The sequence below is a fragment of the Sphingomonas sp. GC_Shp_3 genome (assembly GCF_026540945.1).
In the GTDB taxonomy this organism is placed as follows: Bacteria; Pseudomonadota; Alphaproteobacteria; order Sphingomonadales; family Sphingomonadaceae; genus Sphingomonas.
Window position 1 is genome coordinate 55385 of the sequence record NZ_JALNUT010000013.1, and the last position, 22834, is coordinate 78218.

Below are 22834 nucleotides of genomic sequence, written 5' to 3' on the forward strand. Positions count from 1 at the left end.
TGTAACAGTGGATAGTGCATAAGGTGCGGACATGAGCTTCCCCTTACCGGGGGAGGTGGATCCCCCGGTCCGTTCGCGTGGTCTTGAGTATGAAGTCCGCTATCGCCTCGGCGCCCCGGATCAGTTGCGGACTCGCCAGCGCGATCAGCGCGATGGCTGCTGCGATGGCAAGGATTTGCATGGTGACGGTCAGGGTCGACGATGGATGATGAACGGCTTCCGGTATTCGTGACGAAGGTTGTGACGTCGCGACTGCGGGAAAGTGCCCGAATGGCACCGCCCCGCTGTCGTTCAGCCCCGATGTCGGAGCGTTGATTGGCTCGGGCATGGCCGATTCGTCCACTGCCGGCGGCTCACACCGTAATTGATACGGTGTCGACGGCACGGCCTGTTGGGCGCGGAAGATGGCGGCGGCGCGTTGCCGTGTCGGCGCGCCGAGCTTGATCCTGGCCTTTTCGACATGATCGTCGACCGTGCGCGCGGAGAGGCCGAGCGACCGGGCGATCTCCTTGCTCGTCATGCCCTCGGCGACGAGCGCGAGACATTGGGATTGTTTCGGGGTTAGCCGGTTTATCGCATCCTGCATCGGCGCCAAGCTACCATGACTATAGGAGGACGCCAGCGTGGAGACGGAATGACTTGGATCGTCTTCGTGTTTCCTATCGCAATCGCCGTGCGGGCGTTCCTGCCGTCCCTATCGGCGCGCATCACGGTTGCGAAGGCGGCCACCGCACCCTAGAGCCGCGGGCGATTCCTCACCGCCGGAGCCTGCCCATGTCCGATCAGATCAATCGTGTCGTCCTTGCCTATTCGGGCGGCCTCGATACCTCGGTGATCCTCAAGTGGCTCCAGCAGACGTATAACTGCGAGGTGGTGACGTTCACCGCCGATCTCGGCCAGGGCGAGGAACTTGAGCCGGCGCGCAAGAAGGCGGAAGCGGCAGGCGTGAAGCCGGAACACATCTTCATCGACGATCTGCGCGAGACGTTCGTCAAGGATTACGTCTTCCCGATGATGCGCGCGAACGCGCTGTACGAGGGGCTGTACCTGCTCGGCACCTCGATCGCGCGGCCGCTGATCGCCAAGCGTCAGATCGAGATCGCACGGATGGTGAATGCCGACGCGGTCAGCCACGGCGCGACCGGCAAGGGCAACGATCAGGTCCGCTTCGAACTCGGCTATTACGCGCTCGCGCCCGATATCAAGGTGATTGCGCCGTGGCGCGAGTGGGATCTCACCAGCCGCACACGGCTCGTGGAATTCGCCGAGCAGCACCAGATCACCGTCAGCAAGGACAAGCGCGGCGAGTCGCCGTTTTCGACCGATGCCAACATGCTGCACACCTCGTCCGAGGGGAAGGTGCTGGAAGATCCGTGGGTGGAGGTTCCGGACTACGTCTATTCGCGCACCGTCAACCCCGAGGACGCGCCGAACGTGCCCGAAGTCATCACCATCGACTTCGAGGGCGGTGACGGCGTGGCGGTGAATGGCGTCGGCATGTCGCCCGCGACGTTGCTCGAAACGCTTAACGAACTGGGTCGCAAGCACGGTATCGGCCGGCTCGACTTGGTCGAGAACCGCTTCGTCGGCATGAAGTCGCGCGGCATGTACGAGACGCCGGGCGGCACGATCTATCACCTCGCGCATCGCGGTATCGAGCAGTTGACGCTCGATCGCGGCGCGGCGCACCTCAAGGACGAACTGGCGCCGCGTTATGCCGAGCTGGTCTATAACGGTTTCTGGTTCTCGCCCGAGCGCGAGATGTTGCAGGCCGCGATCGACCACAGCCAGGCGAAGGTGACCGGCACGGTACGGCTCAAGCTCTACAAGGGCGGCGTGTACGTGACCGGACGCAAGTCGCCCTATTCGCTGTACTCGGAGAAGGTCGTCACCTTCGAGGACGATCAGGGTGCCTACGACCAGCGCGATGCGGCCGGCTTCATCAAGCTGAACGCGTTGCGCCTGCGGCTGCTGGGGCGGCGCGACGAGCGCTGACGTCGATGTCGGCGCGGCGTGGCTGAGCGGTCGTAAGACCGTCGCTCCGCCGTGCTGACTGCCGTTTCCCGTCCTTGGTGGGAAACGCGGTGGTGCATCGCGCTTGCGCTGGTGCTCACCGCCGCGCCGCTGCTGTGGCCGGCGATCCCGCCGCTGACCGATCTGCCAGCGGCGCTCGTGCGCTACCGGGGGATGCTTGACGCGGGCGTCGGGTCGGGCGCGTGGTGTCTGGCGCAGCGGCGGCCTTGCGGGGCGGACCTGCTGGTTATGGGCCTCGCGCCGCTGATCGGGCTGGTGCCGACGGTGAAGTTGGTCGCCGTGTCGATCCCGGTGATCGCGGCGGCGGGGATGCTGTGGCTGTCGCGCGAGGCGCATGGCCGCGTGCAGCCGGTCGCCTATCTCGCGCTGCCGTTCGCCTATCATCCGGCCTTTCTCCACGGGCGTATCGATGTCGCGCTGGCGATGGCGCTCGCGCTCAACATGGTCGCGTTGTGGATGCGGCTGGCGCGGAAGCGGCAGGCGCGCGCGGGCGTGTTCGTGGTGCTGTCGGCGGTGGTCTGCGTGGTGCATCCGCTCGGCTGGGCGAGTCTCGGCGTGATGATCTTTGCGGCCGAACTGGTGCGTGCCCGCGCGGTCGAACGCGACACGGTGCGGCGTGGCTGGGCGGAGAGCGGCTGGCGCGCGGCGGTGAATTGCCTGCCGATCGCGCCGCCGGCGCTGATGCTGCTGGCGTGGCGGCCGGGTGGCGTGGACGGCGGCTGGCTGGCAGCGCTCGCGCTGAAACCCGGTTGGGTGCTTGGCGCTTTACGGGACCGCTGGCGGCTGCTGGACTGGGCGTCGATCGTCCTGGTCGTGCTGATGATCCACCGCAGCTATCAGGACCGCCGTTTCGTCCACGCGCCGATGCTCGCCGCCGCCGCGGTCGGCTTGCTGGTGCTGTTGGTGGCGGTGCCGTCCGGCCCGGGTGGGGCGGCAATGGCCACGGCGCCCTATGCGATCGTGCTGGCGCTGCTGTCGATCCGCTTCAACGCGCGCGTCCCGCAACGCCGCCGTGCGGAGCTCGCCTGGGCCGCGCTGGCATTTCTGATGGTGCGCACCGTCGCCGGCACCGCCAGCTTCGCCGCTGAAAGCCGCGACTGGACACGCCACCTCGCCGCACTCGATCATGTCCCCCGGGGCGCTCGCGTGGCCGCGTTCGTCGGACAGGCATGCGTGCAGCCGTGGCGGACCCCGCGGACCGAGTTCCTCCCCGACATTGCGCTGCTGCGAGGCATCGCGCTCGATCGTGCGCAGATCGTGACGGATGCGCCCTGCACCGATCGGCCGCAGGTGCGCACGCTCGCGCAGGCGCTGACCGACCTTCCGAGGACGCGATACGACCTGATCTGGCTCATTACGCCTGGGCAGATCGATCCCGCCCGGCTTGGCGATGTTCGGCTGGCGTGGAGCGATGGGCGTGACGTTCTGTTCGCGCTTCCGCACGCGCGGCCACCTCGCTAGAAGCACAGCGATGGAGACCCAGTTAGCGCCGCGTTGGTGGCAGACACGCCTGTTCGTGATTGCCGCGACGCTGATCGCGATCATCCCGTTGCTGCGCCCGGACATTCCGCCGCTGGTCGATCTGCCCGGGCATATGGGGCGCTACCGCGTGCAAATCGCGCTCGCCGACAATCCGTTTCTGAAGGAATGGTACGACTTCAACTGGTCGCTGATCGGCAATCTCGGCATCGATCTGCTCATCATCCCGATGGCGAAGGTCTTCGGCCTAGAACTCGGGGTGAAGCTGATCGTGATGGCGATTCCCGCGCTCACCGTGTCGGGGCTGCTGTGGATCGCGCGCGAGGTGCATGGCCGCATCCCCGCCACCGCCCTGTTCGCGTTGCCGCTCGCTTATGGCTACCCGTTCCACTTCGGCTTCGTCAATTTCGAGTTGTCGATGGCGATCGCGCTCAACCTGTTCGCGCTGTGGCTGCGGATGGCGCGGCTCGGGCGCGTGGGCCTGCGCGCCGCCGTGTTCGTGCCGCTGTCGTGCCTGTTGTGGCTGTGCCACACGTTCGGCTGGGGGACGCTCGGCGTGCTGGCGTTCTCCGCCGAACTGATCCGCCAGCATGATGCCGGCAAGACGGCGGGCCGGCGCTGGTGGAACGCGCCCGTGCGCGCGGGGATTGCCTGCGTGCCGCTGGCGTTGCCGATGGTGCTGATGGTGTTCTGGCGCACCGGCGACCATGTCGGCGGCCTGACGACCGACTGGTTCAACTGGCGCGCCAAGATCGGCTGGATCGTCATGGTGTTCCGGGATCGCTGGGAGGTGCTCGACATCGCCAGCCTTGCGGTGCTGCTGATGATCCTGGTACGTGGCTTTCGCGATCCCAACATCGAATATTCCCGTAATCTCGGGCTTTCGGCGCTGTTCCTGCTGCTGGTCTATATCTTCCTGCCGCGGATCGTGTTCGGATCGGCCTATGCCGACATGCGGCTGGTGCCGTTCATGATTGCCATCGCGGTGATCGCGATCCGGCCCAAGCCCGGTCTGTCGGAGCGCGGCGCGGCGGTGCTCGCGGCGGCGGGGCTGGCATTTTTCCTGATCCGTATCGCAGCGACAACGGCGAGCTTCTGGATCTATGCGAACACATACGATCGCGAGTTGAAGGCACTGGATCATCTGCCGCGCGGGGCACGTCTGGTGTCGTTCGTGGGTGAGAAATGCTACGGCGACTGGACCGCTTCGCGGCTCGAGCATCTCCCCGCGATCGCGTTGGAGCGCAAGCTCGCCTATTCCAACGATCAATGGTCGATGGCCGGTGCGCAGTTGCTGACCACCCAATATGCCAAGGCGCGGCGGTACGCGCACGACCCGTCCGAGATCGTGACAGCCGCGCAATGCCCGCGCGAATGGTGGCGGCCGATCTCGACCTCGCTGGCGCGCTTCCCGCGCGATGCGTTCGATTACGTGTGGTTGATCGAGCCCCCCGCGTACGATCCGCGCCTGGCGACCGGGCTGGTCGAGGTGTGGCGCGATGGGGCGAGCGTGCTGTACAAGGTCGACCACAGCAAGCCGGGGCCGGTGGTCAGCGATGTCGAGCTGCGGGCGCCAATCATCCGGCGATAACGCGGCGTGGCTAGGCCTTCCTGAACGGCGTAAGGTCGTTGAGATATTCCTGGTCGCTCTCCACCGAGGCGCGTTCGCGCACCAGGAAGTCGGCGATGGCGCGGCGGAAGTTCGGATCGGGAATGTAGTGCGCCGACCAGGTCGGCACCGGCGCATAGCCGCGCGCGAGCTTGTGTTCGCCCTGCGCGCCCGCCTCCACCACCGTCTTGCCAAGGCGGATCGCGGCGTCGATCGCCTGGTAATAGCACAGCTCGAAATGGAGGAACGGCACCTCCTCGGTACATCCCCAGTAGCGGCCGTACAGCGTATCCGCGCCGATCAGGTTGAGCGCGCCGGCGATCGGGCGGCCACCCCGTTCGGCGAGCATCAGCAGGACGTGATCGCCCATCCGCTCACCAAGCAGCGAGAAGAACTGCCGTGTCAGGTACGGCTGGCCCCATTTGCGCGCGCCGGTATCCTGATAGAACACCCAGAACGCATCCCAGGCCGCCTCGGTCAGTTCCGTGCCGGTGAGGTGACGGACGATGATCCCGCTTTCCAGCGCGCCGGCGCGTTCCTTGCGGATCGCCTTGCGCTTGCGGCTGGAAAGCGCGCCGAGGAAGTCGTCGAAGCTCGCATAGCCCTCGTTGCGCCAGTGGAACTGCGTGCCCTCGCGGATCAGCCAGCCCGCCGCTTCGAACAGCGGCACCTGATCCGGCGTGACGAAGGTGGCGTGGGCGGAGGACAGGCCGTGCTGGTCGGTCACGGATTCCAGCGCGGCGATCAACGCGGGTGCGAGCGCCGGGTCGCGCAGCAGCAGGCGCGGGCCGGGGGCAGGCGTGAACGGCACCGCGATCTGAAGCTTGGGGTAATAGTCGCCGCCCGCGCGGCTGTAGGCGTCGGCCCAGGCGTGATCGAACACATATTCGCCCTGGCTGTGGCTCTTGGCATAAGCGGGCGCGATCGCGGCGGGCCGGCCGTCGGCGCCGTCGATCACCACCGGCACGGGCTGCCAGCCGGTGCGCGGACATGCGCTGCCCGATTCCTCAAGGATCGACAGGAATGCGTGGGCGAGGAATGGATGGTCGCTGCCGGCACAGGCGTTCCACTCGGCGGCGGACATGGCCGCGGCACCGTCGACGATCCGGGCGGTGACTGGGGTGTTGCTCACCTGGACAAACTAGGGTGTCGGCGCGGGTTTTCCAACCGCTGGCGCGGGTCGCCAGCACAGGAGCAACAACAAGAACGGCGTGACGAACTCGCGGTGGCGTTCGCCGAACTCGAACCACATACCGAACAGCACCAGTTGCAGGCCGCATGCGACGACAAGCAAGACCAGCGCGGTCGGCACCGTGCGTGACCCCGTGCGCCACGCGGCCAGCGCGAGCAGCGCGGCATGGCCGAGGTGCGACACCGGCCATAACAGAGCGGCGAGCGGGCGCGGGATAGTAGGCGTCATCGCCTCCAGCCGCACCACGCCGAAGATGCCGACGCCGCATGCGCGCACCAGCTTGGTCGCGGTGAGACGGATGAAGCCGAGCGGCTCGCTTTTGATCCACGCGACCGCAATGGCGCTCATCCGCGGGCCGAGCACGCGTTCAGGAAGGCCATGCAGCTGGGGCGGCGGCGGCATCCAGTTGCCGGTCGCCTGCGGATTGTTGCCGACCCACAGGCTGACCCCGCCTGCGCTGGTGAGCGGCACGAAAGCGCCGAAAGCAAGCCAGTTGCGCAGCCACCAAGGCACCATCACCAGACATGCGAACGGCACGGCGGCAAGACCACGCCGCGCCATGCGGGCAAGTCCGATGTGTCGCCACAGCACCAGCCCGAGGAGTGCTGCAAGCGGCGCTTGCCCCGGTTGCGTCAGCGCGAGCAGCCCGGCCGGCACGCCCACCGCCGCCGCCGCGCGCCAGCCGCTGCCGGCACGCAGCCACGCATGGGCGAGCGCCAGGACCAGCAGCGCACACAGCCCCTCCTTTTGTGCGAGCGGGGCGGAAAAGATGACGGACGGCCACACCAGATACAGCCATGCCGCACGGCACCCTGCGGCACCGTCCCCCAAGCGTCGGCCCAGCAGCGCGATCAACATCGCCGCGGCACCGTCTATGACCGTGCCGAACACCAGGACAGAGGCTGTGGAAAACCCCAGTACAGCTCCCCAGCCGCCCAGCAGCAGCGGATAGAGCGGCGGGTAGAAGGCGTGGAAATACGTCCCCAATCCGCTGTCGTAGATGCCGAGATCCCCGTGCAGCAGCAGGTTGCGCGCAAGGTCGACATAGGCATGCGGATCGCCCGGTGAGATGCGGCCGTCGGCGATCGCCGCCGATCCGCAGCGCAGCGCCGCAAGCACCAGCGTCATGCCGACGAGGCTCGGCCAGCGCGGACGACGCGCGAACGCCCAAACGCCCGCAGCCGCTGCTCCCGCCCAGCCGAGCAGCAGCGCGAACCCGCCTGCCGACCAGCCCCAGCGCACACCGAAGCCGGGCAACGATACCAGCGAATAGAGGAACAGCGCCGCCAGCACCGCCTGCACGGCGAGCCTCACAGGCGAACGCAGCGCGATCACTCGCCGAACGCACCCGCGCGGTAGAGCAGGGTGATGGCGACGCGGCGATTGCGCGGATCGGTCGGCGTGTTGGCGATCATCGGCTCACGGTCTGCCACGCCTTCTATGCGGTAGAAACGGGTTTCGGGTATGCCGCCGGACTCCAGCCGCCGCCGGGTCGCCTCGGCACGGCCGCTCGACAGCATCCAGTTGTTCATCGCCATCGGGTCGCCATAGCCGAGGCTATCGGTGTGGCCGCGAATCATGATCGGGTTGGGCATGGTCTTCACCGTGTCCGCGATCATGCCGATCAGTGTCGCCGCCTGGGGATCGAGCTGTGTGGTGCCGAGCGCGAACATCGAATAGTCGGCGTCGTCGACCAGATCGATGCGCAACCCGTCGCGCGTGCGCACGAAGCGGACGTGCGAAGCGAGCTTGGACAGTTTCGGGCTGGCCGCCATTTCCTGTTCGATGCGGCGGTGCATGGCGGTGAAATTCTTCGCATCCTGTGCGGCGATCTCGCGGTTTTTCAGCGAGCCGGCCTGGCCGCTGCCGGTCTGCGACCCGCCGTTCGCATTGACCGGAATCGTCATGGACCGGGTGCCGGTCTGCTTGGCACCATGCGGGTAATTGTCGCGCGCGGTGATCGAATCGCCGCCGAAGATGCCGTTCGAGCCGGCGCTGTTCTGCTTCAGCTCGACCAATGTCGGCGCGAAATAATCGGCGAGTGCCTTGCGCTGCTTCTCGTTGGTGGCACCGAGCAGCCACATCAGCAGGAAGAACGCCATCATCGCGGTCACGAAATCGGCATAGGCGACCTTCCACGCGCCGCCGTGGTGGCCGCCGTGACCTTCGATATAGATCTTCTTGTAGATGATCTTGGGCGGCTGGTTGTTGCCGTGCGGTGCGCGTGCGGCCGCCATCAGTACCGACTCCGTTCAGGGATGCGGGGCGGGATCACGCTCACCGCCCCCGCAAACCGTCGAACACCTCGGCGAAGCCGGGCTGGTTGGAATGCGCGATGCCGGAGCGCGCCGCCTCGATCACCAGCGGCTGCGGGTGGCCGTGCAGCGAGGCGATGATGATCTGCTTGACGACATGGTAGATCGCCGCATCGGCATCGATCACCTGCTTCAGCCGGTTGGCGAGCGGCGCGACGATGCCGTAGGCGAGCAACACGCCCATGAACGTGCCGACCAGCGCCGAGCCGATCATCGCCCCGAGGATCGCGGGCGGCTTGTCGATCGAGCCCATCGTCTTCACCACGCCGAGCACGGCGGCGACGATGCCGAGCGCGGGCAGCGCATCGGCCAGGCCGGCGATCGTGCCCTGTGGGCCTTCGACCTCGTGGTGGTGGGTCTTGATCATATTGTCCATCACCTCCTCAACCGCATGCACGTCGAGCGTGCCGGAGGAGACCACCACCAGTCGCAGCGTATCGGCGATGAGGTTGACGAGCGTGTGGTCCGCCAGCAGGCGCGGATATTCGGCGAAGACGGCGGACGATTTCGGGTCCTCGACATGCGGCTCAAGCGCGATCGGGCCATCGGTGCGCAGCATCTTCATCAGCTTCGACACAAGGAAGATCGTGTCGAGATAATCCTGCTTCTTGTACTTCGGCCCCTTGAACACCTTGCCGAGGCCACCGCCGAGCGCCTTCAGCTCCTTCATCGAATTGCCGATGATGAGCGCGCCGACCGCGGCGCCGCCGATGATCATCATCTCGTGCGGGATCGCCTCCATGACGGGGCCGAGGGCGCCGCCGGTGATCGCGAAACCGCCGAAGATCATGACGAGGAGGACGACGAGGCCGATGACCGGAAACATGGGTGTTGAAGTCCTCTTAGTCGCTACGTGCTCGGTATAAGGAACGACCGGTAAGGCCGTTGCTTAATCGCGATTCGTCGCCATCGCGTTACCGGTGCCGCGTCACTTCAGGTAATCGAACAGCGACAGCGCGCTCAGCTTGGTGAAACTCGCCTGCGTGGCCTGCAACGCCGTCGACATCTTCTGCAGGTCGATCACGGCGGTGCTGATGTCGGTATCCTCGATGCCCGATCGGGTCGCCTCGAGATCGGTGGCGGCGGTCTTCATGGTCGAGGAGACGAGATCGAGCCGTGCCGCGCGCGCGCCGACCGCGCCGTGGACGCCCGTCACCTGCGTCAGCGCCGCGCTCAGCGATGTGCCGGCCTCGCCCGCCGCCGCAGTCACGCTGCCGCCCGCATCCAGCGCTGCGGTGAACTTGGACAGGATCGAGAAGATGTCGCCGGTGCCCCCCGGCGTGGCGATGCCGCCGAACACGTGTTCGGCGCTGTCGGTCGGCTGGATCGAGGCACCATCACCGATCGGGATGCTGGCCGGCGTGCCGGTGCCGGTGAAGCTAACCGTGCCATCGGGGTTCTTTGTAACCGCGCTGTCGCCGGTGGCGGCGCCGAACAGCGGCTGGCCGCGCGCATCGCGCGTATTGGCGAGGCTGGCGAGATCGTCCATCACGCTCTTCAATTGCGTCGAGATCGTCTTGCGCTGGGCATCGCTCAACGTGTCGCTGTTCGCCTGCGTGACGAGTTCGGAAGCCTTGGTGAGATCGCTTTCCACCGAGGTCAACGCAGAGTCGGATTGCTGGAGAAGGCTCTGCGCCAGGCTGACGTTCGACGCATAGGCGGTGTTGTCCGCGGCGCTCTGCTTGATCGTGGCAAGCTGTTGATACGCTACGACGTTGTCGGAGGGCGCGGCATATTTCTTCGTGGTCGAAATCTGCGTTTGGATGTCGTTCGTCTTCTCCGTCAGCTTCTGCAGCAGCGAGGCGGTGTTCGAATAGAACTGGTTGGTGCTGATCTGCATGCGAAGCGGCCTAGCGGATGTCGAGGATGGACTGGAACGTGTCGCGCGCGACCTGGATGACGCGGCTCGATGCGGAATAGGCCTGCTGGAAGCGCATCAGATCGACCGCCTCGTTGTCGAGGTTGACGCCGGACACCGCATCGCGCGCCGCCACCGCGCCATCACGGATCGAGGATTGCGCGTCGGCGATGGTCTTGCGGCTGGCGAGGGTGGCGGCGCTGTCGGAGACGAGCGTGGTGGTGTCACTCTCGAATGCGCCGGAACTGCGTAGCGACGCGAGCGCGGCAAGATTGCTGTTGTCACGCTTGCCCGCGCCGACGGCGGCGGCGGCGATGCCGCTCGGGTCGGTGAGCGCGAGCGTGATGTCGGTAGGCGTGCTGCCGGTCGCGAACATCGGCGCGCCGGTGGTGCCGTTCAGGTCTGCGCCCTGTGCCTGTACGGCGTTGACGCCGCTGGTGAAGCTTGATGCGATCGCGCCGAGCTGGCTGCGGGCATCGGCGATGCGTTGCGCACCGTCGCTGACGCCGGCGAGCGCGCCGCCGTTTGGGGTGAGCGTGTTGATCTCCCCCGCGTAATGCACCGCGAAGGACACGCTGCCGCCGTTGCGGACATAGGTGATCGCGCCGGCGTTGTTGCCCGACACAAGCGTCGGTCCGCTCGCGCCGCCCAGCCGTACGGTCGCGCGGCCGGCGGCATCCGTGGTGACGGACACGTCGCTGATCGCGCTCATCTGTTCGAGGATCTGGTCGCGCTGGTCCTGCAACTGTGCCGCGCCGCTGGTGCCGGCGGTGGCGCGGCCGAGGCCGTCGTTGACCTTGGCGAGCGCGGTGCCGAGGCTGGTGAGCGTCTCGACGGCGTTCTCCGCCGTCACGTCGAGATCGGCGGCGACGTTGTCGAGCGCCTTGCCGGTGGCGGTGAAGGCGCTCGCCACCGAACTCGCCGCTTCGAGCATGGTCGAGCGTGGCGCCGAGGCGGTGGGATCGGCGGCGACGGCGGTGGCGGCGTTGAAGAAATCCGCCAGCCGATCACCGACCGCGCTGCCGGTCAGCGCGCTCTGGATGCTGGTGAGCGTGGTGACGCCAGCCTCGCTCTTGGCGAGATCGGCGCTGGTGGCGCGCACGTCCGCAGCCTTGACCGCATCGGCCAGCCGCACGGTGCCGGCGACCGTGACGCCGTTCACGGCGACGGCCGCGCGCGACGTGATCCCGTCGGCCGACACCACCTCGTTCAGCGTGGTCGTGCGGCGGGTGTAGCCGGTGGTGGTGGCGTTGGCGATGTTGTCGGACACGGTGGTGAGCGCGCTTTGATACGCGCGCACCCCGCTGGCGCCGATGCCGAGCAGGTCGCTCACTTCGGCTTGGCCTCAGGCGCGGTGGCCGGCTGGAGATTGGCCTGCGACTTGGCGAGGAAGTCGGTCATCGCCTTGCCGATGCCGAGCGGCGCCCTGTCCGCCCAGGTCTGCGCGATCTGCTTGTCCTGCATGTCCTTGAAGGTGTCGAGCGCCTTGGAGGAGAACAGATCGTCGGCGAGATGCGTCGATCGCATCGATTTCAGCATCATCGAGGTGAACGTCGCCTCGAACTGCTTGCCCGCCTTTTCAAGGTTGGCGCGGGTGGCGAGGCGGCTGGTGTCTCGGCCGATGCCGCTGACGGATGCGGAGGAGGTGGGGGCGATGTCGGTCACAGGATGATGAGATCCGCTTTAAGCGCACCGGCTTCCTTCAGTGCTTCGAGGATGGCGACGAGATCGGCCGGGGACGCGCCGATTGCGTTCACCGCCTTCACCACGTCGGCGAGTTTCGGGCCGGGCTGGATCAGGAACATCGGGTGCTTCTCCTCGTCGACCGCGACGGCGCTCTTCTGCACCTTGGTGGTCTGGCCCTGGCCGAACGGTGCCGGCTGGCTGACGCCCTGCTTCTCGTCGATGCGGACGGTGAGCTTGCCGTGGGTGACGGCGGCGCTGCCGACGCGTACGCTCGAATTGATGACGACAGTGCCGGTGCGGGCGTTGACGATGACGCGGGCCGGCGGTTCGGCCGCCACCACGTCGAGGTTCTCGATCTCGCTCATCAGCGCGGCGCGGATATCGCCGCCGACGGGGGCGCGCACCTTGACCGACACTGCGTCGGTCGCCTCGGCGGTGCCGGTGCCGAGGCGACCGTTGATCGCGGTGGCGACGTTCTGCGCGGTGGTGAAATCGGCGCGGGTCAGATTGTAGGTGAGGTTGGGGGCGGTCTCGAACCCGGTCTGCACCGCGCGCTCCACCGTGGCGCCTTCGGGAATGCGGCCAGTGGAGGGGACGTTGATGACGATCTGCGATCCGTCCTTGCCCTCTGCACCCAGGCCACCGACGGCGAGGTTGCCCTGCGCCATCGCGTAGATCTGGCCGTCCGCACCGATCAGCGGTGTGAGGATCAGCGCGCCACCGCGCAAGCTCTTGGCCTTGCCCATCGAGGCGACGGTGATGTCGAGCCGCTGGCCGGGCTTGGCAAAGGCGGGCAGATCGGCGGTGACCATCACCACCGCCGCATTCTTGAGGCCGGGGTTGACGTTGGGCGGCAGTTGCAGCCCAAAGCGCGAAGCGACCGCCTTCATCGACTGGATGGTATATTCGAGATTATCGTCGCCGCTGCCGGGCAGGCCGACGACGATACCGTAACCGGTGAGCTGGTTCGAGCGGATGCCCTGGAAGGTGCCGAGATCCTTGATACGGTCCGCCCGCGCCGGCGTCGCCACCACCGTGGCGAACGCCGCCAGCAACATCAGCACGAACGGGGGCAAGCGCAACATCGAGAACCTTTCGGGGGGCATCATGCCTGAGTTACAGCAAGAGCCATGCCAATTACGCCGCGTCAGAACGGGCTGACGACGGAGAAGAACCGGCCGAGCCAGCCTTGCCGGCTCGCGCGGGCGATGTCGCCCTTGCCGGTATAAGCGATCTGCGCGTCCGCGACGCGGGTGGAGGGGACGCGGTTGCTCGCGTCGATATCGGCGGCGCGGATCAGCCCCTTGATCTGGACGAACTCGTCACCGCGGTTGAGTGTGACGCGCTTCTGGCCCTGGATCAGCATCGTGCCGTTGGGCAGCACCTTGCTGATCGTCACGCTGACCTCGCCCGACAGCGAGTTCGACTGGTCGGTGGCACCTTGGCCGGTGAAGTTGCGCGTGCCGCTGATGCTCGCGTCGGTGCCCTGGAACAGCGACAGCGACCCTGTCGTCGGCGGGGTGATGCTTAGCCCGCCGCTGGAGCCGAGTTTCGAGCTGGCCGATTTCGACGCGGCGGTGCTTTCCACCAGTACGATGGTCAGCACGTCGCCGACGCGGCGCGCGCGCGCACCTTCGTACAGCGCGGCATAGCCGGTGCTGGCCTGGAAGATCGCGCCGTTGGCAGGCGGCGGCGCATCCGGCACGCTCGCCATGACGGTCGAATAATCGACCGGCGGCTTCTTGGTGCCGAACAGCTTGGCGTCTGCCGTGGCGGGCGCGAGCAGCAGGACAAGCACCGAACCGGCGCAGAAACCGGTGGCGAAGCGGATCGACATGCCCATCAGATGTTCTGGTTGACGTATTTGAGCATGTCGTCGGTCGCGGAGATCATCTTGGAATTGACCTCATAGGCGCGCTGCGTCTCGATCATGTCGACCAGTTCCTCGACGACGTTGACGTTGGACGCCTCCAGCATCCCCTGCCGCACGTTGCCGCGCCCGTCCTGTCCGGGCACGCCGAGATTGGCGGTGCCGCTGGCGGCGGTTTCGGTGAGGTAGTTGTCGCCCTTCGCCGCCAGTCCCGCCGAATTGGGGAAGCTCGCCACCTGGATCTGGCCGAGCTGCGTGGCGGTGGTCTGCCCCGGCACGATCGCCGAGACGGTGCCGTCGGTGCCGATCGTCAGCGACGATGCACCTTCCGGAATGGTGATGCCGGGCTGCACCTGATAGCCCTCCGAGGTGACGAGCAGCCCTTCGGCCGAGCGCGAAAAATTGCCCGCGCGCGTGTAGCCGAGCGTGCCGCCGGGCATCTGCACCTGGAAATAGCCGTCCCCGTCGAGCGCCATGTCGAGGCTGCTGCCGGTGGTCTGCATCGACCCTTGCGTGTCGATACGCGAAGTACCCTGGATGCGCACGCCGGTGCCGAGGTTGAGTCCGGTCGCATAGTTCGATTCCGCCGTGCTGGGCGATCCCGGCGCGGTGATCGTCTGGTACGCAAGCGTCTCGAAATTGGCGCGATCCGCCTTGTAGGCGGTGGTGTTGACGTTCGCGAGGTTGTTCGAGATCACGCGCATCCGCATGTCCTGCGCGTCTAGCCCGGTGCGGGCGATATGCATGGCTGCACTGGTCATGGTCTTTTTCCCTTACTGGCTGGAGACGCGCATCACCGAAGCGGCGCTCTCGTCCATCGTCTTGGCTTCTTTCATCAGGTTCGCCTGAACCTCGTAGCTGCGCTGGTTCTCGATCATGTCGACCAGTGCCTGCGTCATGTTGACGTTGGACTGTTCGAGCGCGCCGCCCTCGACCTTGGCGTCCATGTCCTGCGGCAGCACGCCGCCGCCCTTGACGCGCAGCAGATTGTCGAGGCCCTTGACGGTCTGGCTACCCTTGGGGCTGGCGAGTTTCAGCTTGTCGAGGATCTGCGGGCGCGTCGGGTCGCCGCCGTTGGGGACGATCATCAGCGATCCGTCCTCGGCGACCTTGATGCTTTGCGCGGGCGGCACGGTGATCGGGCCGCCCGACGCGCCCATCACCGGGAAGCCGTCTCCCGTCTCCAGCACGCCCGACGCGTTGACCTGAAGGTCGCCGCGCCGGGTGTACGCCTCGGTGCCGTCGGGCGCCTGCACCGCGAGCCAGCTTTCGCCGGGGATCGCGATGTCGAGCGGGCGGCCGGTCTGTGTAATCGCGCCGGCGGTGCGGTCGATATCGAGCACCTCCTCCGAGGCGGGCATGCGGCTGTCGAAGCCCTCGCCGGTCAGGTTCACGCGGTCGAACAGCGCGCGATCGGCGCGAAAGCCGATCGTCGCCGCGTTCGCCATGTTGTTGGCGATCGCGGCCTGCGCCTGCATGTGCGCCTTGAGGCCCGTCGCCGCGGTGTAGACCAGCTTGTCCATCTAAGGCTTAGCCCTGGATCTGCACGATGGTCTGAATGAGCTGGCTCTGCGTATCAAGCGCCTTCGAGTTCGCCTGGAAGTTGCGCTGCGCCGCGATCAGGTTGACCAGCTCCTCGGTCATGTCGACGTTCGAACCCTCGATCGTGCCCGACAGCAGGCCGCCGAAGCCGTTATCCCCCGGCGCGCCGAGCGATGCCTGGCCTGAAATTCCGGTCGGGCTCCAGTAGCTGTTGCCGAGCTGGCGCAGGCCGGTCGGCGTGGTGAAGTTGGCGACCGCGACCTTGCCGAGCGCCTTGCTGTCGCCGTTGGAGAAGCTCGCGGTGATGACGCCGTCCTTGCCGACGCTGATGCCGGAGAACTGGCCGACCGAGGCGCCGTCCTGGCTGCGCGCGGCGACCGAGAAGGTCGATGCCTTCTGCGTCGAACCGGCGAGATCGATCGAGAGGCTTTGCGAAATGCCGGTTGTCGATGCGGTGAACGCGTCAAAGCTGGTCGGGCCCGACGGCGCGGTCATCGTGCCGCTGGTGTCGAAGCTGACCGGCACCCCGGCCGCGCCGCCGCTGGTAAGCTGCTGGTCGCCGGCATAGGAATACATCGTCCAGCCGGTCGACGTCGCGGTATCGGCCTTGGTGTCGCGGACGAAATAATTGGTGAGCGGTTGCGCGTTGCCGGCGCTGTCGTAGATCGTGGTAATGGCGGAGTTGTTGTAGGTCGACGGGGTGTTGCGGTCGAACGTTGCGGCTGGGGCTGCCGCGCCCGTGGCGAAATTGACGTCGAGCGTCACCTTCGAGGTGGGGAGCGGTGTGCCGCTGGTGGTGGGGATCGTCACCTTGGCGAGGCCGTCGGCGCCGGTCGCCGTCACATTGCCGGATGCATCGACCGGAAAGGCGAGCAGCGCGCTGCCTTGCGAATCGATGATGGTGTGATCCTGCCCGACCGTGAAGCTGCCGTTGCGGGTATAGGCCTGCGCGCCGCTGCTGCCGCTGCCGGTCTGTACCGTGAAGAAGCCATCGCCGGAAATCGCCAGATCGAGCGCACCGCCGGTGGTCTTCAGGTTACCCTCGCCGAACTGCTGGACGTTCTGCGTCAGTTTGACGCCCATGCCGACTTGCGTCTTGGGGTCGGTGTAGAAGTTGGTAGCCATCACGTCGGCGAAATCGCTGCGGGTTTTCTTGAAACCATCGCTCGATACGTTGGCGAGGTTGTTCGAGATGGTCGACATGTCGGTCTGTGCCGCCTGCAGGCCGGACAGCGAGGTGTAGAAGGTCATGTGCGTGTTCCTTGGGCGAGGGGTTTAGAGGGATCAGCCGACCTGGCGAACGTCGCTGACCGCGACGGTGCCGATGCCGGTGACGTTGAGGCTGGGCGTGCCGGAGGAGGGTACCGACACCGATTCGACCGGCGCCCAGACGAGGCCGGTGGCCTTGACGGTTGCGCCGTTGTTCTGTGCGGCGACCGATACGGTGAACGGGCCGGAGCCTGCCGCCGTGCCGCCGCTGGTGGTGCCGTCCCAATCGTATTTCACGGTGCCGGCCGCCTGATTTCCAAGCGACAACGTCTTGAGCGGGTTGCCGCTGGCGTCGCTGATCGTCACCTTCACGTCGCTCGCCGCCGCGCCGAGTTCGACCGCGCCGGCGATGCCACCCGCGCTGCGGCCGTAAGCGGTCGATCCGGCGGTCAGCACGGTCTTGCCGACAAAGGACACCGCGTCGCTGGTGCTGGTGCCGTTGAGCTTGGTCGCGATCGACTTCAGCGTGGTGCTGAGGTCGCTCACCCCGGATGAGGTGGAGATCTGCGCCATCTGCGCGACCATCTGCGTGTTGTCGACCGGGCTGAACGGGTCCTGATTGTTGAGCTGCGCGGTCAGCAGCTTGAGGAAATCGGACTGGCCGAGCGTGGTTGATCCGCTGGTGGTGTTGCTGGTCGTTGCATCGGCGGTCTTGCTCGTGCTGTTGATGCCGAGGCTGGACAGCGTCGTGTCGAAGTCGCTCATCTTATCGTCCCATCTTGAGGGTATCGAGGATCAGCGACTTGGCCGTCTGCATCACTTCGACGTTGTTCTGGTAACTGCGCGAGGTCTCCATCATGTCGACCATCTCGCGCGTCTCATCGACCGCGCTTTCCCAGACGTTGCCGTCCTTGTCGGCCATCGGGCTGGCGGGATCGTAGCGTTTGGTGGGGTCCTGCCCCGCCGTGACGACCTGCTCGACGTTGACGGTGGCGAGGCCGCTGGCATTGTCATACTCGGTGCGGAACACCGGCTTGATCGTGCGGTAGGCGGTGTCCGCGCTGCTCGCGACCGCGCCGGCGTTGGCGAGGTTCGACGCAGTGGTGTTCATCCGTACCAGCTGCGCGGACATCGCGCGCCCGGCGACCTGGAAGATGGTGAGCGGGTTCGACATCTTACTCCCCCTTCAGCGCGCGGGTGACCTGCGCGATACGGCCGTTCAGGAACGACAAGGTGGTCTGATATTGCACTGCGTTTTCGGCAAAGGCGGTCTGTTCGCTGGAGAGCTCGACGGTGTTGCCGTCCATCGAGGGCTGGTTCGGCACGCGATACTTGGTCGCCGCCGCCATGCCGCTATCCACGCCGCTGCCGCTTTCCAGCGAGGCCAAGGCCGACTGGAAGTCGATGTCCTTCGCCTTGAAGCCCGGGGTGGAGGCGTTGGCGATGTTCGAGGCAAGCACCCCCATACGCTGCGAGCGCACCTCGAGGGCGTTGGCGTGGATACCGAAAAGCGTATTGTCAGCCACCGGGGCGAACTCCTGCTCAAGATTGCGCGGGGAACACAGCAAACGCCGTGCCAACTGCCGTTCGAGCGTGTTCGCCGGTGGATAGCGGCAAGCGGCGGCAAAGGATTGCCGGGCGGCCGGCAAGGCCTGCCGGTCGCTGCCGGCCACGGTGCCAGCGTTCATCCTGCTGGAGCGGCCGGGGCAACTGGCCCGCGCTTTGCAACGCGTCAGGCGATGACCGACACTTTCACCCTCGCGCCGTTCCTCGATCCGACCGCCTTTGCGATCGTTGGCGGCGGTACGCTGCTCGCGACCGTCCTGCGGACCGCGTTTGCCGATCTTGGCCGCGCGATTGCCGCGCTGCCGACGCTCACGCGCAGGCGGTTCGATGCCACCCCGCTGGTCGATCAGATCGCCGCCCTGGGCCGGATCGCGCGACGGCACGGGGTGGTGGCGCTCGATCGTTCGGTGATCGCCGATCCCGATCTTGCCGCCGCGATCGCCGCCATTGTCGATGGGCGCGCGCCCGCCGAGGTCGAGGAACTGCTGCGCCACGCGCGCCGCGCGCGGATCGACCGACATGTCGCCGCCGCCGACGTGTGGGCGGGCATGGCGGAGCTTGCGCCGGCGATGGGCATGGTCGGCACGCTGGTCGGTCTGGTCGCGATGTTCGTGAAGATGCAGGATCCCAGTGCGATCGGCGCGGCGATGGCGGTGGCGCTACTGGCGACGTTGTACGGCGCGCTGCTCGCCAATCTCGTCGCGGCACCGATCGCGGCCCGGCTGCGGCGTCAGGCGCGCGGCGAGGCGATGGAGCGGTTGCGGCTGGAAGCGCCGCTGGTCGCGTTGGCGATCCGCGAGCAGCCACGCCCGGCGACCTTCGCCAAACTCGCCGAGGTCGATGCCGCATGACGCTCGACGACGATTTCCCCGAAAGCGCATCCGGCCGCCCCGCGTGGCTGATGACGCTTGCCGATCTCGCGCTGCTGCTGGTCGGTTTCTTCGTTTTCTTGCAGGCGAGCCAGCATCTCGACCGCAAGGCGCTCGCGCAGGGTATCCGCGCCGGCTTCGGCGCGACCCACGCGCCCGAGGCGATGAAAACGCCCGATCCGATACCGCTTGCCGCCGCCGCGATGCTCGATTTCGCGCCCGGCTCGGCGGTGTTGCCGAGCACACCCGCCAGCCTCGTCGCTTGGGCGCGCGAGGCGGCGCGAGACCCGCGCGTGACGTTGCGGATCACCGGTTCGGTCGATGGGTCGGCGGCCGATGTCGACCCGATCAGCGGCAGCGGCGCGATCCTTGCCGCCGATCGTGCACGCGCGGTTGCCGTCGCGGTCGCCGCCGCGCGTGCGGTGCCGGCCGGGCGCATGACCATCGTCGGCGCGCCCAAGCCTGATTACGGCCATCGGGGCGTGCTGGTCACGCTCGGCTTTGCCGGCACCCGGCAAGATGATGCCGCGATACCGTCCGATCTTGCCGCCATTCCTCATCGACCATCCGGGAAACCATGATGCGCTATTCCGTCTTGCCGCTCCTGCTTGTTGCCAGCCCTGCGCTGGCGGCGACCTCGTTTCAGGATACCGCCACGATCGACCGCGCGGTCGCGACCTTCACCGGCCGGCCGATCGGCGCGGAGGGCGGCGCGCGCAGCACGGTGGACGGGCGGCTGAAACTTGCCGCCTGCCCGATGGTGTCACTGTCGTGGCGTTCCGACACGCATGATGCGGTGGTAGTGACGTGCAGCGGGCCGGACTGGCGGCTGTTCGTGCCCGTCACCGCCGCTGCCACCGCACCGGCGGCACGCGCCGCCGCCGGTGCGCCGTCGGTAAAGGCGGAGGTGGTGATCCATCGCGGCGATCCGGTCACGATCGAGGCGGGATCGCCTGGCTTTTCGATTACGCGCGAAGGCATCGCGATGGGTGACGCACCCGAAGGTGGCCGCGTGCTCATCAAGGTCGAGGAGTCGCGCGTGCCCGTGCAGACCATCGCCGTCGCGACCGGCCAGGTGACGCTGCCCGGTTGGGAAGGATAAATCCTTAAACTTTGCGCGATGCCCGCCGTTATACCTCTTGTGTGAAACCCGAGGTGTATCGCGTGGTTCAGTCGATCGGCCCCAAACCCCTGTCATCGAACGGCCGTCCGGTCGCATCGGTGACCCGCGTCGCCTCGGCGGCGAAGACGGTCGCGCGAGGCGATGATGTTGGCGCGGTGCCGCAGCTTTCGGGCGTCGCGGCAGAGGCGGCGGCGCAGCCACCGGTCGATGCCGCGCGGGTGGCGGCGCTGCGCGCGCAGATCGAGAACGGCAGTTACAGGATCGACCCGGACGCGATTGCCGACCGGATGCTGACGATGAAGCAGGAGTGGACGTCGAAATGATCCGTCGCGATGCGCTGATCCGCGTGATCGAATCGCTCCATGCCGAGATTGCGGCGCTGAAGGCGAACGACGCCGCCGCGCTGGAGCGGGCAACCGCGGACAAGCTTGGCCACATCGAGGATCTCGCCCGGCTTGGCAACGGCCCGGCCGGCGATGACCTGCGTGATCTTGCCGAGGAGGCCAACCGGCTGAACGAAACGTGCCGGATCTACGTGAATTTAATGGCGGCAAATGTCCGCCGCCGCCTGCAAAATCTGACCGGGGGCGTCGGTCCCGGCTACCGGCGCAGCGCGGGTATCGCCGCCTACGCCTGATTTCTAGGAGACTGGCACGCCCCTTGCTGTGATGTCCCCGTACAAGGGTCATCTGCCGGGGAAGAATGCCGTTCAATCCGCTTACATCGACGACAGGCAGCAGCGCGGGCGGATCGATCCAGTCCGCGATCGCCTTCGCGAGCCAGAAGACCGGCGTCGATTTCCACTATCTGATGGGGCAGGCGCAGCTTGAGAGCGGGATGCGCGCCAATGCCCACTCGGCTGCGTCGAGCGCATCGGGCCTCTACCAGTTCATCGAACAAAGCTGGCTGAAGGTCGTCAAGCAGCACGGCGCCGAACATGGCCTCGACTGGGCGGCGAACGCGATCTCCACCAATGGCAGCGGTCGTATGACGGTGAGCGACCCGGCGACGCGCCGCGCGATCCTCGACCTTCGTAACGACCCGCAGACCGCGTCGCTGATGGCGGCGGAACATGCCAGCGACAACAAGACGGCGATCGAAAGCTCGATCGGCCGCGATGCCACCAGCACCGATCTCTACATGGCGCATTTCCTGGGGCTGGGCGGCGCGCGCTCGTTCCTGAAAACGATGGCGCAAAACCCGGATGCGAGCGGCGCGGCGATGTTTCCGACCGCCGCGCACGCCAACCGCTCGGTATTCTACACCGCCGCCGGCCAGCCTCGTACGCTCGCGCAAATCTACGCGCGTTTCACCGACAAGCTCGGGCAGGGCGGCATCGCCATCCCGCCGATCCAGCTTGCCGCTACCAAGCTCGGCGATGGCGCGGATGTCATCCCCGGCGCGTCCGAGACCAGCACCGCCGACGCGGCAAGCTGGGCGCGCGCGACGATCGATCGGCTCAACAGCGGCCGCACCGAAACCGCCAGCCTGCTGCGCCCCACGCCGAATACGGCGCGGCTGGCGTACATGATGCTTGCGAGCATGGGGGGCTAACGGATGGCTATGGCGCTCAAATCCGGGGCTATCGGCCCGTTCGCGCGGCAGGCCTCGCTGCCGGTCGCGATCCTGATGCTCGTCGTGCTGATGGTGGTGCCGATCCCGTCGGCGCTGCTCGACGTGTTCTTCATCATGAACATCACGATCAGTCTCGCCGTGCTGATGGTTGCACTGAACGCGCAGAAGCCGCTCGACTTCTCCGCCTTTCCGACCGTGCTGTTGTTCGCGACGCTGTTCCGATTGAGCCTGAACGTCGCCTCCACCCGCGTCGTGCTGGTGCACGGGCATGAGGGGGAGAGCGCGGCGGGCCATGTCATCGAGGCGTTCGGCACCTTCCTCATCGGCGGCGATTACGTCGTCGGTTTGTTCGTGTTCACCATCCTCGTCATCATCAACATGATCGTGGTGACCAAGGGCGCGGGCCGCGTGTCGGAAGTGTCCGCGCGCTTCACGCTTGATGCGTTGCCCGGCAAACAGATGGCGATCGACGCCGATTTGAACGCCGGCCTGATCACGCCCGAAGAAGCCAAGCAGCGCCGCATCGACGTCGCCACCGAGGCGGATTTCTACGGGTCGATGGACGGTTCGTCCAAGTTCGTGAAGGGCGATGCGGTCGCCGGCCTGCTGATCCTCGCCGCCAACATCGTCGGCGGGTTGATCTTGGGGCCGGTCAGCCACGGCATGACGATCAGTGCGGCTGCGCACAATTACGTGTTGCTCGCGATCGGCGACGCACTCGTCGCACAGATTCCGTCGCTGATGCTGTCGATCGCAGCCGCCGCCATCGTGACGCGCGTGAAGTCGAGCATGGATCTGGCGGGCCAGATCGGCAGCCAGTTCGGCTCGGCACGGACGTGGACGCCGGTGGCGATCATCCTCGGCCTGCTCGGCGTGCTGCCGGGCATGCCGCATCTGGTGATCCTTC

General features: G+C 66.8%; 25 protein-coding genes and 1 pseudogene. 10 read left to right on the plus strand and 16 right to left on the minus strand.

Annotated elements, in window-relative coordinates; all coding sequences use genetic code 11:
• Positions 1-43: 43 nt before the first annotated feature.
• Positions 44-661: pseudogene (locus OXR00_RS17890) on the minus strand (helix-turn-helix transcriptional regulator); the annotation flags it as partial.
• Between the two features lie 113 nt (positions 662-774).
• On the opposite strand from OXR00_RS17890, the gene OXR00_RS17895 reads away from it, so the two are divergent.
• The 3 genes from OXR00_RS17895 to OXR00_RS17905 are packed head-to-tail and all read left to right on the plus strand — an operon-like array spanning position 775 to position 5104.
• Positions 775-1995, plus strand: a complete 1221-nt coding sequence (locus OXR00_RS17895) for an argininosuccinate synthase (protein WP_267389588.1) — start codon at positions 775-777, stop codon at positions 1993-1995.
• Between the two features lie 51 nt (positions 1996-2046).
• A complete protein-coding gene (locus tag OXR00_RS17900) occupies positions 2047-3495 on the plus strand; it encodes a hypothetical protein (RefSeq protein WP_267389589.1) in 1449 nt (482 codons plus the stop codon).
• 10 nt (positions 3496-3505) lie between these two features.
• Positions 3506-5104, plus strand: coding sequence for a hypothetical protein (locus OXR00_RS17905; protein WP_267389590.1), 1599 nt, complete (start codon positions 3506-3508; stop codon positions 5102-5104).
• Positions 5105-5114: 10 nt separating this feature from the next.
• Here OXR00_RS17905 and OXR00_RS17910 read toward each other — a convergent pair whose 3' ends face one another.
• The 15 genes from OXR00_RS17910 to flgB form a co-directional block, all read right to left on the minus strand.
• Complete coding sequence (locus OXR00_RS17910; protein ID WP_267389591.1) at positions 5115-6254, minus strand: GNAT family N-acetyltransferase; 1140 nt, start codon at positions 6252-6254, stop codon at positions 5115-5117.
• Positions 6255-6263: 9 nt separating this feature from the next.
• Positions 6264-7628, minus strand: coding sequence for a glycosyltransferase (locus OXR00_RS17915; RefSeq protein WP_267389592.1), 1365 nt, complete (start codon positions 7626-7628; stop codon positions 6264-6266).
• Positions 7629-7645: 17 nt separating this feature from the next.
• Positions 7646-8551, minus strand: a complete 906-nt coding sequence (locus OXR00_RS17920) for a flagellar motor protein MotB (protein WP_267389593.1) — start codon at positions 8549-8551, stop codon at positions 7646-7648.
• Positions 8552-8591: 40 nt separating this feature from the next.
• Complete coding sequence (motA, locus tag OXR00_RS17925) at positions 8592-9455, minus strand: flagellar motor stator protein MotA (protein WP_242148449.1); 864 nt, start codon at positions 9453-9455, stop codon at positions 8592-8594.
• A gap of 102 nt (positions 9456-9557) precedes the next feature.
• Positions 9558-10469 (minus strand): flagellar hook-associated protein FlgL, encoded by a 912-nt coding sequence (gene flgL / locus OXR00_RS17930; protein WP_267389594.1) that lies wholly within the window; start codon positions 10467-10469, stop codon positions 9558-9560.
• Between the two features lie 10 nt (positions 10470-10479).
• The gene (flgK, locus tag OXR00_RS17935) at positions 10480-11820 is read right to left on the minus strand and encodes a flagellar hook-associated protein FlgK (RefSeq protein ID WP_267389595.1); all 1341 of its coding nucleotides are present in this window, start codon (positions 11818-11820) and stop codon (positions 10480-10482) included.
• Positions 11817-12152 carry a rod-binding protein gene (locus tag OXR00_RS17940; protein ID WP_267389596.1) on the minus strand — a complete coding sequence of 112 codons (336 nt, stop codon included), beginning with the start codon at positions 12150-12152 and terminating at the stop codon, positions 11817-11819. The genes flgK and OXR00_RS17940 overlap by 4 nt, the downstream gene beginning before the upstream one ends.
• Positions 12149-13258, minus strand: coding sequence for a flagellar basal body P-ring protein FlgI (locus tag OXR00_RS17945; RefSeq protein WP_267389597.1), 1110 nt, complete (start codon positions 13256-13258; stop codon positions 12149-12151). The genes OXR00_RS17940 and OXR00_RS17945 overlap by 4 nt, the downstream gene beginning before the upstream one ends.
• Before the next feature lie 62 nt (positions 13259-13320).
• Positions 13321-14010: a flagellar basal body L-ring protein FlgH gene (locus OXR00_RS17950; RefSeq protein WP_242149060.1), complete on the minus strand. Its 690-nt coding sequence runs from the start codon at positions 14008-14010 to the stop codon at positions 13321-13323.
• Between the two features lie 5 nt (positions 14011-14015).
• Positions 14016-14804, minus strand: coding sequence for a flagellar basal-body rod protein FlgG (flgG, locus tag OXR00_RS17955; protein ID WP_242148457.1), 789 nt, complete (start codon positions 14802-14804; stop codon positions 14016-14018).
• 12 nt (positions 14805-14816) lie between these two features.
• On the minus strand, positions 14817-15566 hold the full coding sequence (gene flgF, locus OXR00_RS17960; RefSeq protein ID WP_267389598.1) for a flagellar basal-body rod protein FlgF: 750 nt from the start codon (positions 15564-15566) through the stop codon (positions 14817-14819).
• Positions 15567-15573: 7 nt separating this feature from the next.
• Positions 15574-16836: a flagellar hook protein FlgE gene (locus tag OXR00_RS17965; RefSeq protein ID WP_242148459.1), complete on the minus strand. Its 1263-nt coding sequence runs from the start codon at positions 16834-16836 to the stop codon at positions 15574-15576.
• Between the two features lie 33 nt (positions 16837-16869).
• The gene (locus OXR00_RS17970; RefSeq protein WP_267389599.1) at positions 16870-17559 is read right to left on the minus strand and encodes a flagellar hook capping FlgD N-terminal domain-containing protein; all 690 of its coding nucleotides are present in this window, start codon (positions 17557-17559) and stop codon (positions 16870-16872) included.
• Between the two features lies 1 nt (position 17560).
• Positions 17561-17968: a flagellar basal body rod protein FlgC gene (gene flgC, locus OXR00_RS17975; protein ID WP_242148461.1), complete on the minus strand. Its 408-nt coding sequence runs from the start codon at positions 17966-17968 to the stop codon at positions 17561-17563.
• 1 nt (position 17969) lies between these two features.
• Positions 17970-18320 (minus strand): flagellar basal body rod protein FlgB, encoded by a 351-nt coding sequence (gene flgB / locus OXR00_RS17980; protein ID WP_267389607.1) that lies wholly within the window; start codon positions 18318-18320, stop codon positions 17970-17972.
• A gap of 213 nt (positions 18321-18533) precedes the next feature.
• Here flgB and OXR00_RS17985 point away from each other — a divergent pair, with 213 nt between their 5' ends.
• The 7 genes from OXR00_RS17985 to OXR00_RS18015 form a co-directional block, all read left to right on the plus strand.
• Positions 18534-19211 carry a MotA/TolQ/ExbB proton channel family protein gene (locus OXR00_RS17985; RefSeq protein ID WP_267389600.1) on the plus strand — a complete coding sequence of 226 codons (678 nt, stop codon included), beginning with the start codon at positions 18534-18536 and terminating at the stop codon, positions 19209-19211.
• Positions 19208-19810 carry a flagellar motor protein MotB gene (locus OXR00_RS17990; RefSeq protein ID WP_267389601.1) on the plus strand — a complete coding sequence of 201 codons (603 nt, stop codon included), beginning with the start codon at positions 19208-19210 and terminating at the stop codon, positions 19808-19810. Before OXR00_RS17985 ends, OXR00_RS17990 begins: the two co-directional genes overlap by 4 nt.
• Positions 19810-20331: a flagella basal body P-ring formation protein FlgA gene (locus OXR00_RS17995; RefSeq protein WP_346732014.1), complete on the plus strand. Its 522-nt coding sequence runs from the start codon at positions 19810-19812 to the stop codon at positions 20329-20331. The genes OXR00_RS17990 and OXR00_RS17995 overlap by 1 nt, the downstream gene beginning before the upstream one ends.
• Positions 20332-20393: 62 nt before the next feature.
• Positions 20394-20675, plus strand: coding sequence for a flagellar biosynthesis anti-sigma factor FlgM (gene flgM / locus OXR00_RS18000; RefSeq protein ID WP_267389603.1), 282 nt, complete (start codon positions 20394-20396; stop codon positions 20673-20675).
• A complete protein-coding gene (locus tag OXR00_RS18005) occupies positions 20672-20989 on the plus strand; it encodes a flagellar protein FlgN (RefSeq protein WP_267389604.1) in 318 nt (105 codons plus the stop codon). Before flgM ends, OXR00_RS18005 begins: the two co-directional genes overlap by 4 nt.
• Before the next feature lie 65 nt (positions 20990-21054).
• The gene (locus OXR00_RS18010) at positions 21055-21906 is read left to right on the plus strand and encodes a lytic transglycosylase domain-containing protein (protein WP_267389605.1); all 852 of its coding nucleotides are present in this window, start codon (positions 21055-21057) and stop codon (positions 21904-21906) included.
• Between the two features lie 3 nt (positions 21907-21909).
• Positions 21910-22834 (plus strand): FHIPEP family type III secretion protein (locus OXR00_RS18015; RefSeq protein ID WP_267389606.1); only part of this gene is annotated, 925 nt, incomplete at its 3' end.